This is a genomic window from Vibrio fluvialis, assembly GCF_900460245.1.
Lineage (GTDB): Bacteria > Pseudomonadota > Gammaproteobacteria > Enterobacterales > Vibrionaceae > Vibrio > Vibrio fluvialis.
The window spans coordinates 637,326-652,159 of sequence record NZ_UHIP01000001.1; the positions used below are offsets into that span (position 1 = coordinate 637,326).

17 protein-coding genes, 1 tRNA gene and 1 pseudogene are annotated in these 14,834 nt (G+C 47.8%); 14 read left to right on the forward strand and 5 right to left on the reverse strand.

All coding sequences use genetic code 11. The annotated features are described in order from the left end of the window. Nucleotides 1–474 precede the first annotated feature (474 nt). From DYA43_RS02950 to DYA43_RS02965, 4 genes are read left to right on the forward strand one after another with little or no spacing between them, the layout of a single operon-like run. Nucleotides 475–1,092 carry a phosphatase PAP2 family protein gene (locus tag DYA43_RS02950; RefSeq protein ID WP_225869425.1) on the forward strand — a complete coding sequence of 206 codons (618 nt, stop codon included), beginning with the start codon at nt 475–477 and terminating at the stop codon, nt 1,090–1,092. Between the two features lie 10 nt (nt 1,093–1,102). Beyond that, nucleotides 1,103–1,477, forward strand: a complete 375-nt coding sequence (locus DYA43_RS02955; protein WP_020331710.1) for a diacylglycerol kinase — start codon at nt 1,103–1,105, stop codon at nt 1,475–1,477. Continuing rightward, nucleotides 1,474–3,108, forward strand: a complete 1,635-nt coding sequence (locus DYA43_RS02960) for a phosphoethanolamine transferase (protein WP_061056216.1) — start codon at nt 1,474–1,476, stop codon at nt 3,106–3,108. The genes DYA43_RS02955 and DYA43_RS02960 overlap by 4 nt, the downstream gene beginning before the upstream one ends. 38 nt (nt 3,109–3,146) lie before the next feature. Further along, the gene (locus DYA43_RS02965) at nt 3,147–3,779 is read left to right on the forward strand and encodes a hypothetical protein (protein WP_024373306.1); all 633 of its coding nucleotides are present in this window, start codon (nt 3,147–3,149) and stop codon (nt 3,777–3,779) included. 58 nt (nt 3,780–3,837) lie between these two features. Here DYA43_RS02965 and DYA43_RS02970 read toward each other — a convergent pair. Together DYA43_RS02970 and DYA43_RS02975 are read right to left on the reverse strand one after the other, a co-directional pair. Further along, nucleotides 3,838–3,914, reverse strand: a tRNA-Arg gene (locus tag DYA43_RS02970). Between the two features lie 54 nt (nt 3,915–3,968). Continuing rightward, the gene (locus tag DYA43_RS02975; RefSeq protein WP_032079835.1) at nt 3,969–5,102 is read right to left on the reverse strand and encodes a flagellar assembly protein FlgT; all 1,134 of its coding nucleotides are present in this window, start codon (nt 5,100–5,102) and stop codon (nt 3,969–3,971) included. A 162-nt stretch (nt 5,103–5,264) separates the two neighbouring features. Between DYA43_RS02975 and DYA43_RS02980 the strand changes: the two genes are divergently transcribed. Together DYA43_RS02980 and flgP are read left to right on the forward strand one after the other, a co-directional pair. Beyond that, complete coding sequence (locus DYA43_RS02980; protein ID WP_020331715.1) at nt 5,265–5,900, forward strand: FlgO family outer membrane protein; 636 nt, start codon at nt 5,265–5,267, stop codon at nt 5,898–5,900. A gap of 6 nt (nt 5,901–5,906) precedes the next feature. Next, nucleotides 5,907–6,344 carry a flagellar assembly lipoprotein FlgP gene (gene flgP / locus DYA43_RS02985; RefSeq protein ID WP_370445971.1) on the forward strand — a complete coding sequence of 146 codons (438 nt, stop codon included), beginning with the start codon at nt 5,907–5,909 and terminating at the stop codon, nt 6,342–6,344. Between the two features lie 66 nt (nt 6,345–6,410). Here the strand turns inward: flgP and DYA43_RS02990 are convergent, their stop codons facing one another. From DYA43_RS02990 to flgA, 3 genes and pseudogenes are all read right to left on the reverse strand, one after another. Next, complete coding sequence (locus DYA43_RS02990) at nt 6,411–6,836, reverse strand: flagella synthesis protein FlgN (RefSeq protein WP_020331717.1); 426 nt, start codon at nt 6,834–6,836, stop codon at nt 6,411–6,413. Nucleotides 6,837–6,867: 31 nt separating this feature from the next. After that, complete coding sequence (flgM, locus tag DYA43_RS02995; RefSeq protein ID WP_024373303.1) at nt 6,868–7,188, reverse strand: flagellar biosynthesis anti-sigma factor FlgM; 321 nt, start codon at nt 7,186–7,188, stop codon at nt 6,868–6,870. Between the two features lie 115 nt (nt 7,189–7,303). Continuing rightward, nucleotides 7,304–8,072, reverse strand: a pseudogene (flgA, locus tag DYA43_RS03000) (flagellar basal body P-ring formation chaperone FlgA). 56 nt (nt 8,073–8,128) lie between these two features. On the opposite strand from flgA, the gene DYA43_RS03005 reads away from it, so the two are divergent. The 8 genes from DYA43_RS03005 to flgG all read left to right on the forward strand — a co-directional run bounded on the left by DYA43_RS03005 (nt 8,129) and on the right by flgG (nt 14,809). Then, nucleotides 8,129–9,055: a chemotaxis protein CheV gene (locus DYA43_RS03005; protein ID WP_020331720.1), complete on the forward strand. Its 927-nt coding sequence runs from the start codon at nt 8,129–8,131 to the stop codon at nt 9,053–9,055. A gap of 10 nt (nt 9,056–9,065) precedes the next feature. Continuing rightward, nucleotides 9,066–9,893 (forward strand): protein-glutamate O-methyltransferase, encoded by an 828-nt coding sequence (locus DYA43_RS03010; RefSeq protein WP_020331721.1) that lies wholly within the window; start codon nt 9,066–9,068, stop codon nt 9,891–9,893. A gap of 298 nt (nt 9,894–10,191) precedes the next feature. Beyond that, nucleotides 10,192–10,587 (forward strand): flagellar basal body rod protein FlgB, encoded by a 396-nt coding sequence (gene flgB / locus DYA43_RS03015; RefSeq protein WP_061056218.1) that lies wholly within the window; start codon nt 10,192–10,194, stop codon nt 10,585–10,587. A gap of 4 nt (nt 10,588–10,591) precedes the next feature. Then, complete coding sequence (flgC, locus tag DYA43_RS03020) at nt 10,592–11,008, forward strand: flagellar basal body rod protein FlgC (RefSeq protein WP_020331723.1); 417 nt, start codon at nt 10,592–10,594, stop codon at nt 11,006–11,008. 17 nt (nt 11,009–11,025) lie between these two features. Beyond that, nucleotides 11,026–11,733 (forward strand): flagellar hook assembly protein FlgD, encoded by a 708-nt coding sequence (flgD, locus tag DYA43_RS03025; RefSeq protein WP_020331724.1) that lies wholly within the window; start codon nt 11,026–11,028, stop codon nt 11,731–11,733. A gap of 28 nt (nt 11,734–11,761) precedes the next feature. After that, nucleotides 11,762–13,066 carry a flagellar hook protein FlgE gene (flgE, locus tag DYA43_RS03030; RefSeq protein ID WP_020331725.1) on the forward strand — a complete coding sequence of 435 codons (1,305 nt, stop codon included), beginning with the start codon at nt 11,762–11,764 and terminating at the stop codon, nt 13,064–13,066. 187 nt (nt 13,067–13,253) lie between these two features. Further along, nucleotides 13,254–14,003 carry a flagellar basal-body rod protein FlgF gene (gene flgF, locus DYA43_RS03035; protein ID WP_020331726.1) on the forward strand — a complete coding sequence of 250 codons (750 nt, stop codon included), beginning with the start codon at nt 13,254–13,256 and terminating at the stop codon, nt 14,001–14,003. Between the two features lie 17 nt (nt 14,004–14,020). Next, nucleotides 14,021–14,809 carry a flagellar basal-body rod protein FlgG gene (gene flgG, locus DYA43_RS03040; protein WP_020331727.1) on the forward strand — a complete coding sequence of 263 codons (789 nt, stop codon included), beginning with the start codon at nt 14,021–14,023 and terminating at the stop codon, nt 14,807–14,809. Nucleotides 14,810–14,834: the final 25 nt, after the last annotated feature.

Genomic DNA, 14,834 nt, shown 5'->3' on the forward strand with positions numbered 1-14,834 from the left:
GAATCTGACTTGGGAACATCAGCGGCATGTCAGGTTTATGCGAAAGAATGACTCATATTACGCAACGATTTGAATAGCGTGATAACAGTGATGTTCACTCAGTTTTATATTTTAGTTGAGAGGTTTATTTATAAATTCTGCTATTTCAAAGTTAATATACTGTCCAAGTGAATAATATAATTAACGTTGGGTTTACGGGCTTTTAATTTTCCTTGTGCAATTTATTGCATTTTATTTGTGTTTTATGCCACATAATTGTTTATAAAATACTTAATATTAAATTAAATATTTTCTGAGTATTAAAATAAATTCATGGGGTTGAATTAAAGTTAATGTCAGGAAAGTGTCAGAAGTTCCTTGATTTCTATATGGCAAAAAATTAGTATCCGGCCGTTTAGTTTTTTACTCTAAAATAATAATCACACTAGATGTGAATACAAATTAGTCAGTCGTAAACAAATGGAAATAATAAACGTGTACGGAAACCGAATTAATAATTTGGTCGCTTTCTTGCTCCTTGAAAATAGTGTTGTTCCGCTTAAATCTTCGCCTTTTTTAAAAAAAGTACTTCTATCACTGGTCATTGGAAATATGGCTCACGTGTCTTCTGCTGTCGCTTCCGAGCAGTTGGAAAAAACCGGCGATATTCTGCAAGTTGCGGTTCCTGCTGTCGCTGGTGTTATCTCGATAGGTTATGGTGATTTTAACGGGTTGGGGCAATTGGTTGAAGGCGCAATCTGGACCTCTGCGGCAACGCATTTACTTAAGTTTACCATCAATGAAGAAAGACCTAATGGTGGTGACCATAGTTTCCCGTCCGGCCATACATCCAGCGCAGCGCAAGGGGCGGCTTACCTGCAATTTCGTTACGGTTGGCAATATGGACTCCCTGCGTATATCGCGACTGGGGTGGTGGGATATTCGCGGGTAGAAAGTGAATACCATTATTGGAGAGATGTCATCGCTGGTGCGGCTCTGGCTACCGGAATTCAATATGCCATTACTGGCATGAGAATGTCAGTGACCAATTTTGTCGTCGTACCGACGTTTAGCGACGATGGCGTCGGCCTCTATGCATCATTAAATTTTTAGGTTGTAACTCATGGACATGATTAAATCAGGTAAGCCTGGTGACAAAGGGCTTCGTCGTATCATTAAAGCAACGAAGTACTCCTTCCAAGGATTTCAAGCGGCGCTGAAACATGAAGCGGCTGTTCGTCAAGAATTGGCATTGCTGCTTATTCTTACTCCCGTAAGTCTACTTTTAGATGTGACCAATATAGAAAAAGTCCTATTGATTGGTTCATTATTTATCATATTAATTACCGAATTATTAAATTCAGCGGTTGAAGCGATCGTCGACCGTGTTGGAACGGAGTATCACGAGTTGAGTGGTCGAGCAAAAGATATTGGTTCTGCCGCTGTGTTTGTTGCTCTCGCGAATGCTGCTGTTGTGTGGGGCATTATTCTGTTATGAACAATTCCCGCGTCCTGAAAACACCAAAGCTTCTCATCAGCAGTTCTTGGTTTGTATTAATCATCGCCTGTTACTTCGGTTTTGTGCTCAATTATGCAGTGAGCTCAAAAATTATCACCTTAGCTGCGCAAACCGGCTCCGGCTTATTTGCCTATAGTGCTCCTGTGTTGTTATCCGCAGCATTTGTGGTGGTATTTTCACTCTTTACGATCCCTTATCTGACCAAGCTTATCTTCACCGTATTGATCATCACCTCCGCGCTGGCCAGTTACGCCACGCTTAACTATGGTGTGATCTTCGACTACTCGATGATTGAAAACATCTTCGAAACCAATACCGCAGAAGCCAGTTCCTACCTGTCATTTAAGGCGGTGATTTATTTTGTCGCGCTCGGTGCGTTGCCGACGCTGCTTCTGTGGATGGTGGAGTTCGAAAAGAAACATTCGTTCAAAGTGCGCGTACTACAAAGGTTCGCTCTGGTGTTGGGGGCTTTAGCGGTCATCGCTATCGTCTTTGTTGCAGCGTATAAAGACTATGCGTCAGTCGGACGCAACAACGCCTATCTGAACAAACTGATCGTGCCTTCCCACATTTACTACACCGTCAAATATCTCGATAAAACCTACCTTTCCACGCCGCTGGAATACAAGCAGATTGGGATGGATGCGCAAAAGTTAGTCAGTGCTAACGGTAAACCCGAATTGACCATTCTGGTGTTGGGAGAGACAGCGCGATCGATGAATTTGGGTATCAATGGCTATAACAGAAACACCACGCCTTACACTGAAAAATACAATCTGATTTCGTTTGGTGAGGTTTCTTCATGCGGAACAGCAACGGCCCACTCTCTGCCTTGTATGTTCTCAAACATGAATCGTGAGCATTACAATAAGTCCGTAGCAAATTCCCAGGATAACGTGTTGGACATTATTCAACGTGCAGGAGTGTCTGTTCTGTGGAAAGACAACGACGGCGGTGACAAAGCGGTAGCAAAAAATCTACCGAAGACGATGATTCAGCCTGCTGATTACCCGCAATTCTGCGATTCTGACGTGTGTTATGACGAGGCTCTGCTGTACGATTTGGACAGTGAAATTGGCAGTGCAAACGGCAATGATCAACTGTATGTGCTGCACATTATCGGCAGTCATGGTCCAACGTATTGGAAGCGTTATCCGAAGCAGCATGAGCTATTCAAACCGTCCTGCAATCGCGCTGATATCGAAAACTGTACGGACGAAGAGATCACCAATGTGTACGATAACACCATCGCGTATACCGATTTTGTGGTGAGCAAACTGATCGAGAAGCTGCAGCAATATCGTGATAAATACAACGTTGCGTTGATGTATATCTCAGACCACGGTGAATCCTTGGGAGAGAATGGTTTATACTTGCACGGTACACCTTACGCTTTGGCTCCGAAAGAGCAAACGAGTGTGCCCTGGATGCTATGGTTGGATGAGGGTTTTGCTCAGACTTATGGAATTGATAAGACCTGTGTGAAAGACAAATCGCAGGATGTTCTGTCGCACGACAATCTGTTCCACACCTTGTTGGACTTCGCGAACGTGACGACCTCTGCCAAAGACGAAACGATGAGTATTCTGGATTCATGCCGCACGAAATGAGCAGTTAAACCAAAGTGTGGCTTGTTGTAGGAGAAACTATGCATAAAGCCACACTGTTCGTTACTGCCTTATGTTGCTCGTTTAGCGTCTCAGCCAAAGAAGGATGGGAAGCCTCATTCGGATTGGGTGGAGCGCTGAACTTGCAGGAATCCATTACCATTAAAATGGACAACGGGGAGCGTATTGAGTCGAACTCCGTTAGCCTTAATACCAAACCGTTTAACAGCCCTCCTTATTACAACCTTCGTACGGGATATTGGAAAGACGATACCGCTTGGGAAGTCGAATTCATTCATCACAAGTTGTACGCCAACGCTTCCGACCTTGATGACCGGGTACAAAATTTCGAAATCACCGATGGCTATAACCTGTTGTATCTCAACTACGCAGCCGTTTATACCCAGGGATGGAATGTTCGCGCGGGGTTTGGCGTGGTTATTCCGCATCCCGATGTCACGGTTGATAATCAACGCAGCCACGGCGGCTATCAGTTAGGCGGCGTGACTACGCAACTGGCCTTGGAGCGCGAATTTGTCGTGAGCGATTCGGTGCTGTTTTCTCTTGAAGGCAAGGTTACCTATTCTTACGCCGAGATTGATTTGGACTATGGCAAAGCGACGGTGCCCAACACAGCCTTACACCTGCTGGGGCAGTTTAAGTTTCGCTTGTAACTTTGAAACAGCGAATAAAAAAGCCCTGATGAACGCAGATTCATCAGGGCTTTATATTTGGCGCTCCCGACAGGATTCGAACCTGAGACCTGCCCCTTAGGAGGGGGCCGCGCTATCCAGCTGTGCCACGGGAGCTGAGAGGGTTATCTTACTCAATTATTTGAATAAGTTAATATCTTGCCGCCATGACTAGAGCTGTTTGTGCATTACATCGCCAATTTGGATACTGGAAGCCAGTTCAGGTTGGTCGATGGTCAGTTCAGCGTCGTTCTCGTACACGCGCGTTACGGTGAGCGTAATATCACTCTGGGTGACTTTGTTGCGCGGTAAGCCACGTTGATCAATAAAGGCTCCGGTATGCCACAACTGTAGCTTGTCACCTGTCTTGACACCGTGAATGCGGCCAAGGTCCATCGTGATGGTGTTGCCAAATTTTGCCACTACCTCCGGCAAAGTGATCTTGCAGGAAATTTCAGACTCTAAGTCGAGCATGACGTTACGGCTGACGCGCAGTAACATCTGGCCGTAAGTCGATGCCCAGAAGCGCGCGCTGCGCGTATCCACCTGGCTGGTTTTGGCGAAGGGCCAGCTCGCCACTTCACGGTAATTGTGTTTGAACACTTCATTGCCGGTTTTTCCGTCGTAAACACGCATCTCCAGCGCAAACTGACGGTTGATCACATCGTCTTGCAGCAGTTTTTGATCGACGGTTGCGGTTAAGTCGGTGATCACGCCGCCGATGATGTACTGTGCGCCGGAATCCTGTGCGATCATTTTGATCCGTTCCGGGTTACGTGCATCGATATCGTAATTGGTGGTACCAACGGAAACAAAACTGTGTGACTCCTGAGCGATCTGTCGGTCAACCACATGCGCAAAATCATCACCGATGTCATAAATTTGGCCCATTACCGCTTGTTGCGGAGAGGCGACATCGATATTACCGACCAAAAAGGTCTTTTTATATTGATCGACGTGGCAAGCTGTTGCCGATGGATAGAGATCAATTCGGGCCCGAACCTGCATAACATTGCCTCTGACTTTACGATCTTCGATCAGGATGTAACGTACTTCATGGTTGGTAAACAAGTACTCCTGACGGTCAGTTTCCAGCAGTGGCATCAGGTTACTGATACTGCCAATATCTGCCCCGGCAAAATTTACCGCCTTATAAATGGCGTCTTCCAATGCGTGGAGCCGCGCTGAATCTTCCGACGACACAATGGTGGCAGTCCCGGTCACTTCATACCAGGCGGCTTGAGTCGTAGGAATCCAAAGGCTTAAAAAAAGCATTGAAATTAAAGAGGAAATATTTTTTTTCATCATGATTTACCAGTTAGGTATAAATTTTGCTTTTCAAATCTTAGCTGATGTAGGCATTTGCATTTCTGAGTTGTCGCAGATTTAGAAAAGCAAAGAGTGTTCCAGTTTCATCTGAGAGAGTGAAATTGAACTAATGCCTTAGTATATCTGGAGATGAAGAGAATGAAAAAATGGCTTCCTTTAGTGCCGGCGTTATTTTTAACGGCCTGTGCCTATGCCCCGATTTATAACGGTAAAGAGCCATACAATGGTTCACAGTTTATGTTGATGGAGAGTCCGCGTCATACGTTGGATTTCTTCGTTGATAGCCTGACAGAAGATCTGGTTCAGTCAAACACCAGTGTAACGGCGCGTACGCCGATTGCGGTGACGTCATTTGTGGATCTGCAAAACATGGATACCACTAACTGGCTGGGGAACTCAGTTTCTGAAGGTTTTATTTATCAGTTCCAGCGTCGCGGCTTTAAAGTTGTCGACTACAAAACGACGGGGTCGATTCAGGTCACCCAGCAGGGCGATTTTGCATTCAGTCGTGATTGGAAAGATCTCGCGCAGCAGCAGGAAGTGCAATACGTACTGACCGGAACGATGCTGCGTCAGGAAGGCGGTGTGCTGATCAACGCCCGAGTGGTGGGAATGCAATCACGTATTGTGGTGGCAACGGCGCAGGGCTTCTTGCCAGCGGATCGTATCGGCCGCGACTTGGATACTCTGAACAGCATTCGTACTCAGGATGGTGTGTTGATTCGTTCAGACCCAACCATTACTCAGCCATACACCGTGATTTTGCGCCCATAGGAGACGATGATGAAACAGTGGTTATTTCTCCTGATTGCAGCGCTGGTGATGTCTGGTTGCCAGCCGCTACAAACCATGCGTCCGGATGACTGGCTGACCGCCGTTGGCTATGCAAGCATCAGCGAGCAGAAAGGCCGTGACGATGAAGAAAAACAGGTGCGAGCGATGCGTGCTTCGAAAATCGATGCCTATCGTGAACTGGCCGAACAGGTTTATGGTATGCGAGTCAGCGGACGCGCAGAACTGCAGGATCAGCGTTTGGGAACGGAGCTGACATCCGGTGCGGTTGACGGCGTAATTCGCGGGGCGGAAGTGGTACGCAGCTACAAAGTCGGCGACAGCTATGTCACTGAACTGCGACTTGATATCCGCAAGATGGACCGTCTGCGTGACTACGGTGAAGTGCAGCAGGTACCGGAAAAACGTCAGCAAACTCTATTCTGAAATCTCTCCTCTCCAGATAGCAAAAAAGCGGCAATGTTTGCCGCTTTTTTTATCTTCGTAATCTGATCAGGCTTTGATGTTGGTCCCCAGCGTCGACACCGTATGTGTCTGGCCAGTGGCGTTGTAGGTCATCCCGACTTTGCCATGGCTCTGCTGCATCAGGTTATTCAGCTTGTTGAAACTCAGTTGCGCTCTGGCAAGCGCTTCACCGTTCACGGCATTGGCTTGCTGGCAGTCGAACACGATCGTGCGAATCTGTTTCACCAGATTGTCCAAATATTCATCCTCTGTCAGGCTCGTTACATGAGGATGGTTGGAGATGCGTTGATCGGTTTGTTGTAACTGATTCACCAAGGTGATTTTCTGTTTGGCAAGCGCTTCAATATCCGCCGAAATCCGGCTGGTGATCGCTACTTTTTCTTGTTCCAGTAACGCAGACAACTCTTGCGCGTTTTTTAACTGGAATTCGACTAAGTCTTTCAGTGCTGCCATTACTCAATCGCCTTATCGCCAAACCGGGACGTTAAAAACCGCCCAGTTCTTTCTCAAACTTGATCATGTTGTCAGCCAGTTTATCGGCATCCACAACATAAGAGCCGTTTGCGATCGCTTCTTTGATCGCTGCGACTTTCGCACTATCGAAACTTGGCTTACTCGCCATCTCGTTGTGCATTTCACCGAGAGCTCTGCTTTGTGAGCTGAGGGACACCGCATCATGTTGCGGGCCAGAACTCTGTCTTACGGAACCGGAAGTCGATGAAGATGCATTGGATTCTGAACGTGCAGGTGCTCGGTTAGTCGTCGCTAACGAGTTGCCTGAACGTATGTTATCAATGCCTGCCATAATTGAGCCTTTTAAAAACTTTGAACTTGTACCGTCAATATCGACTGAACGAAGACGAACTTTAGCTTTTTATTTCACCAATGCGCAAATATTTCTGCACTATGAAGTAAGACCGCTAAAATTGCACCGTGACTTCACCAATTCCGCTGACTTGTGCATCTATTATACGGTTAGATTTATCATTTTTCACTTTTATCTGTTCGCCGAAGGTGCCATCGGACAAGGCGGTGCCTTTGGTTGTGATGCTCATCCCGGTACTGACCGCACGAATTATCACGCTTTCGTTGCGGCACACAACGCAGATGTCGTTTTGTTCAATGACATCACCTAACTTGAGGTTTTTTTTTCGTTTTTGCTCCGACCACCAGATCTTGCGAGGAAAAACCTTGCCGTCTGAAGCGCAGCAGATCTACCATACTGATCGTAACGTCATGCTCAGTAATGATCTGGCCGCGAGTGATCGGAGTCAGGGCAGTCACCATGGGAACCGTCATGGTCAGTTTGACCGGAACATAGACTTTCCAATTGTCTGCCGTACATTCAACTAATACGGTAATCGCACTGGCTGAGCCGTTGTTGGACGATGAAGATGTACTCAAAGGTTCGGGACAATCGGTGGCAAAAATACGCTCGTCAATATTGGCAGCATTCACCACCAGTACACCCCCGACAGGCTTGTCGACAGTACTGAGCACATGGCTTTGTGCCGCCTCTTGAATCTTTACGATTTGCTCTGGAGTTGCAGAGTGCACAGAAAGGCTAAAGAAAAATAACAAAAAGCCGATAGAGTTATAAAAAAAGTGATAGAAAGCTCTACACTTACATTTGGTATGTGGGCATACACGGGTATTCGAAAGCATTGTTCGTTTCTCTGGTTTCTTCATAGCCTTAAGTAGACTATCACTTTTTTCGTATAAAAGTTTGAGATGGAGATGAGCTTATGACGGGTATTCTTGATTCTGTGAATCAGCGTACGCAACTTGTCGGTCAAAACCGACTGGAATTATTAACTTTCCGTCTGAACGGGCGCCAACGTTACGGTATTAACGTATTTAAAGTAAAAGAAGTCCTCCAGTGCCCAAAGCTTACCGCCATGCCGAATTTGCACCGTCTTGTAAAAGGGGTTGCTCACATTCGCGGTCAAACGGTATCTGTGATTGATCTGAGCCTGGCAATTGGTGGCCGTCCGACGACGGATGTCGAGAAAAGCTTTGTGGTAATTGCAGAATTCAACCGCACGATTCAGGCGTTTTTGGTGAGTTCGGTTGAACGTATTATCAACATGCGTTGGGAAGCGATTCTGCCGCCGCCAGATGGTGCCGGTAAAGCGAACTACCTGACTGCCGTGACCAATATTGATAATGAGCTGGTGGAAATTCTCGACGTCGAGAAGATTCTGGCCGAAATCGCGCCGGTGGATGAATCCATGGATTCGCGTATCGGGGAAGAGATTGCTCACGCCGAGCAGGAAAAACAGATTGTTCGCCGTATTCTGATTGCCGACGACTCTAGCGTGGCACGTAAACAGGTACAACGAGCGATTGAGTCCATCGGTTTTGAAGTCATTCTTACCAAAGACGGCAAAGATGCTTACGAGAAATTGCTCAGCATGGCAAAAGAAGGCAGCATCTACGACCAAATTTCGCTGGTTATTTCCGACATCGAAATGCCGGAAATGGATGGCTATACTCTGACGGCGGAAATTCGCCGCAACAGTGCCCTGAAAGATTTGTATGTAATTCTCCACTCCTCGCTGAGTGGCGTATTTAACCAAGCTATGGTTGAACGCGTAGGAGCGAACTCCTTTATCGCGAAATTTAACCCGGATGAGCTTGGTAATGCGGTGAAAGCTGCACTAGTAGAATAAAGAGAACTGAATGACTGCGATAACTATAAGCGATCAAGAATATCGTGACTTTTGCCGGTTCCTGGAGTCGCAGTGCGGTATCGTACTGGGCGACAGCAAACAGTATCTGGTGAGAAGTCGCCTCAGTCCGCTCGTGAGCAAATATAAGTTGGCGTCTCTGTCTGACTTGCTGCGTGACGTCGTGACTGGCAGAAATCGCGAATTGCGTGTGGCAGCCGTGGATGCCATGACGACCAATGAGACGTTGTGGTTCCGAGATACTTACCCATTTACTGTGTTGGCCGAACGCTTGTTACCTGAAATGGCGAAGAACAAACGTCCGATCAAAATCTGGTCGGCCGCGAGTTCATCGGGTCAGGAGCCGTACTCAATGTCGATGACTGTGTTGGAAGTTCAGCAACGTCGTCCGGGATTACTGCCTAGCGTGTCGATCACTGCGACCGATATTTCCGCCAGCATGCTGGATATGTGTCGTGCCGGTGTGTACGACAATCTGGCGCTGGGGCGTGGTCTTTCTCCTGAGCGTCGCCGCACCTTCTTTGAAGATGCTGGCGATGGGCGCATGAAAGTGAAAGACAACGTTAAACGTTTGGTGAATTTCCGTCCGCAGAACCTGATGGAAAGCTACGCACTGTTGGGTAAGTTTGACATTATCTTTTGTCGTAACGTGTTGATTTACTTCTCTCCGGAGATGAAATCCAAAGTGTTGAATCAGATGGCTAATAGCCTGAACCCGGGGGGCTACCTGCTACTAGGAGCATCGGAGTCTCTCACTGGCCTCACAGACCGCTTTGAGATGGTTCGCTGTAACCCTGGCATCATCTACAAACTGAAATAAATGCAATTTCAATATCAAGCCCGGCAATCGCCGGGCTTTTTGTTTGCCGCTCGGACAGATGCGATGTTCATTTTTATGTTCTGCTTTGTTCAAGACTGGTGAGACCGACCTCTTCATCCCTTTCTTTGCCTGCTTCGATACGCTATACCTGAAGTGAGACATTCCAAACTCAGGCAAGTCGGCTTGCTCTTTGCTAGCTAAGGGTGGTTTAAGCGCGAATTGGGTATTGATGAAAAGTTGGTACGCTAATTGCTTTTAAATCATTAGTAACGGTCAGTTCTTATCGAAGAGGCAAAACATGGCTATTTCTTTTGACAACGCACTCGGCATACACCAGTACACGGTGGGTGTTCGCGAACGTAATGCAGAAGTCATTGCGACCAACATTGCGCAAGCGAATACGCCAGGGTTCAAAGCGAAAGGAATGGACTTTCATAAGGCATTGCAGGCGGCAAGTTCAGGGGCAAGCATCAGTCTTAGCCGCACGGACGGTCGGCACATTCCTGCCTCAACGACAGTGACAGGGGAAATGCTTTACCGCGTTCCTACTCAACCTGATACCGGTGACGGCAATACGGTTGACGTGGATTTGGAGCGTAACTTGTTTATGCAAAACCAACTGCGTCACCAAGCGTCACTCGACTTCTTAGGAAGTAAATTCAAGAACTTAACGAAAGCGATTAAAGGGGAATAATTAGATGAGCTTATTTAATGTGTTCAATGTGACTGGTTCTGCAATGAGTGCTGAATCTGTTCGTCTAAATACCACCTCGAGCAACCTGGCTAACGCGGACAGCGTAAGTAGCTCTGCTAAGGACACTTACAAAGCTCGCCATGCCGTGTTCGGCGCTGAGTTAAGTAAGGCACGTTTTAACCGCGACCCGAATGTGCCAGTGAAAGTATTGGGTATCGTAGAAAGCGATAAACCGCTGAGTGCGGAGTTTAACCCTGACCACCCACTTGCGAACGACGAAGGGTATATCTACAAGCCTAACGTTAACGTGATGGAAGAAATGGCCAATATGATCTCGGCATCTCGTTCATACCAGACTAATGTCCAGGTTGCGGATGCGAGTAAACAAATGCTGCTGCGTACGCTGCAGATGGGTCAATAAGGATAAGGAGGTAGCGAATGGCCGGAATTAATAACGTTGGTCAAAGCGGCTTGTCCTATGTTGACCAGCTGAAGGCTCTTCAAGAGAAGAATAAGCCAACCGAGACAACGGGTAAGCAGGATCTCAAACAAGAAGATTTCCTGTCGTTGCTCACGAAGCAACTCGCTCAGCAAGATCCCTTTAAGCCGGTTAGCAATGACCAGATGATCGCGCAAATGGCCTCATTTGCGACGGTGGATGGCATTGGCAAGATGAATTCTCAGTTTGAGAACCTCAACTCGTCAATGACGTCGAATCAAGCTCTGCAGGCTTCATCACTGGTAGGTCGTGATGTGCTGGTACCAGGTTCTGCAGGGGTGAAAAAGGATGACGCCGGCATGGCGGCGATGGTGAAGCTTCCTCAATCGGTCGACAACTTGTTTGTCCGCATTGAGAACGAAGCAGGCCAATTGGTGCGAACGTTTGACGTTGGCGCCAAACCAAGCGGAGATAGCCGTGTCGAATGGGACGGCAAAGATCAAAACGGTAATCCATTGCCGGGTGGCAAATACAAAGTGAAAGCTTCGGGTTTGCTGGATGGAGAAAGCAAAGATTTTGAGGTTTCGACCTACGCAAACGTCAACAGCGTTCTTCTGGGTAAAGGTGATGGTAACGTACTGCTCAATCTGGCTGGTTTTGAATCGCCAGTTCGACTTGCTGAAGTACTAGAAGTTGGCAAAGCATAATCATGCTAGCTAGATAGGAGAATTTGGAATGTCATATGTATCTCTTAGCGGTTTGTCCGCAGCTCAGTTAGATCTGAACACAACCAGTAACAACATTGCGAACGCCAATACTTTTGGCTTTAAAGAGTCGCGTGCTGAATTTGGTGATGTGTACTCGAACTCTTTGTTTACTAACGCTAAAACCACTCCAGGTGGCGGTGTTCAGGCGAACAAAGTGGCGCAACAATTCCACGAGGGTTCCAGTATTTATACTAACAACCCAATGGACCTGCGCATTTCGGGTACCGGCTTTTTCGCCGTCGCTAAAGATCGTTTGGTGCCACAACAAAATGAGTTGACTCGTAACGGTGCTTTCCACCTCGACAAGAACAACTACATGGTGACGTCAAACGACGAATACCTGCTGGGCTATCAGGTCAACCCGGATACTGGTGATGTGCTTTCTTACGAGCCGGCACCCATGAACATTCCTGCGGAGTTTGGTAAGCCGAAACAGACCTCAAACATTGAAGTCGGTGTGAACCTTCCGGCTAACGGTGATCTGAAAGATCCAACGCTGTTTGATTACACGGATCCGGATACATACAACCGCTCAACGTCATCGACCATTTATGACTCGATGGGGCAGGCTTACAAACTGACCACGTACTACCTGAAAGATCAGACTCAGCCAAACACATGGCAAACCTACTACACAGTGACTGATAAAGAAGGCGAGAAACCACTCAATATTACCGGTGGTGACGCGACTACTGCATCGGGCCAGGTAGGTCACACCATGAAGTTCAATAATGACGGTACGCTGGCAAGCCTGAACAACGGTCAGCCAATCGTGTCTGAGCCTCTGGGTGGTGGTGCAAACCCAGTCAACCTGAACGGTGCGGATGTGAATCAGGTTCTGTCATTCGGTCTGGATGCGGCAACTCAGTTTGCTGCGCCATTTGAACTGACGAAGTTTGATGAAGACGGTGCAACGACAGGCTTCCTGACGAAGATTGACTTTGACGAAAACGGCAGCGTTCTCGGCACTTACTCGAACGGTGAAAACATTACTCTGGGCCGTGTGGCACTGGTGCGTGTACCGAACGAGCAAGGTCTGGATAAGAAAGGCGGTACTCAGTGGGATTCAACGCAGTTCTCGGGTGACAAGATCTGGGGTGAATCAAACAAAGGGTCTTTCGGTACCATTAACAACGGTACGCTGGAACAGTCAAACATCGATATGACTCAAGAGCTGGTGGATCTTATCTCTGCGCAGCGTAACTTCCAGGCGAACTCTCGTGCGCTTGAAGTTCACAACCAACTGCAACAAAACATCCTACAGATTCGATAATCTCATCATCTGGTCTGTCAGACCGGCGGCAACGTCGGTCTGATAGGATTGCCAGCTTGCCACCTTGCCGCGGCAAATCCTCGCTTTCTCACTTCAAAATTATCAAAACTCCTTGATTAAAAACACATTTTAAATTTGGCACGCCAATTGCTTTATTGCTCTTAACCAACGATTTCTGGAGCAAATTATGGACCGTGCATTGTTTCTTGCCATGAGTGGCGCAAAACAAAACATGCAAGCGATGCAGCTGAGAGCAAACAACTTGGCCAACGTCAGCACAACAGGTTTTCGTGCCGATTTGGAACAAGCACGCTCAATGCAAGCGTACGGTGATGGCCTGCCAAGCCGTGTGTTCAGTATGACCGAGCGTCCTGGGCACAATTTCCAGCAAGGCAGTGTGATCACGACGGGCCGTGATTTAGACATTACCGTTCAGGGTGATGGCTGGATTGCCGTGATGGATAAAACCGGCAAAGAAGGGCTGACCCGCAACGGCAATTTGAATATTGATGCCAATGGCCTGCTGTTGAACGGCAATGGTCATCCGGTGTTGGGTGAAACCGGTGCGCCAATCACATTGCCAGTGCCGCTGGCTAAAGTGGAAATCGGCAACGACGGTACTATTTCTGTTCGCCCGCAAGGCGCTCCGGCAGATGCCATGGAAATCGTCGATCGCATCAAGCTGGTTCGTCCGGATAATCAATCGTTGTTTAAAGATGTGAATGGCCTTTTCCGAGCAAAAGACCCGAACGCAGCATACGATGCAGATGCCAGCGTGAAGATTCTGACCGGTGCAGTAGAAGGCAGTAACGTCAACGCCGTTGGCGAAATGACCAGCCTGATTGACCTGCAACGTCAGTTTGAAATGCAAGTCAAAATGATGAGCACCGCAGAAGACATGGACAAGTCGTCCGACTCTCTGCTTCGTATGAGCTAACCGACTAGGAGATAACGATGCAACCGGCACTATGGGTAAGTAAAACAGGCCTAGACGCGCAGCAAACCAACATTGCGACGATCTCGAACAACCTGGCTAACGCCTCCACCGTCGGCTTTAAGAAAAGCCGCGCGGTGTTTGAAGATTTGTTCTATCAGAATATTAACCAGCCTGGCGGTCAGTCGTCACAGAACACAGAACTGCCGAGCGGTCTGATGCTGGGCGCGGGTTCGAAAGTGGTGGCAACGCAAAAAGTCCACACCAACGGCAATGCTCAAACCACGACCAACAGTCTGGACATGATGATTGAAGGGGACGGATTCTTCCAGATCCTGATGCCAGACGGCAACATTGGCTATAGCCGCAACGGTCAGTTCACGCTGAACGATGAAGGCGTGATTGTCACCTCAGGTTCGGGTTACCCGCTGCAACCGGAAATTGTGATCCCGGATGACGCCATCTCGATCACTGTGGGTAACGACGGTGAAGTGTCGGTACGTGTGCGTGGCCAGCAGGACAACCAGGTTCTGGGGCAGATCACCACCGTTGATTTCATTAACCCGGGCGGTCTGGAACCGATTGGTCAGAACCTTTACTTGCCAACGGGTGCCAGTGGTGACCCTCAGGAAGGGGTTCCGGGTATTGATGGTCTGGGCAACGTTCGTCAGTCAATGCTGGAAAGCTCCAACGTGAACGTGACCGAAGAGTTGGTCAACATGATTGAAGCACAGCGCGTGTACGAGATGAACTCAAAAGTGATCTCGGCCGTCGACAAAATGATGAGCTACGTAAACCAACAGCTCTAAGTACTAATTAGCAAGAGAATGCCGC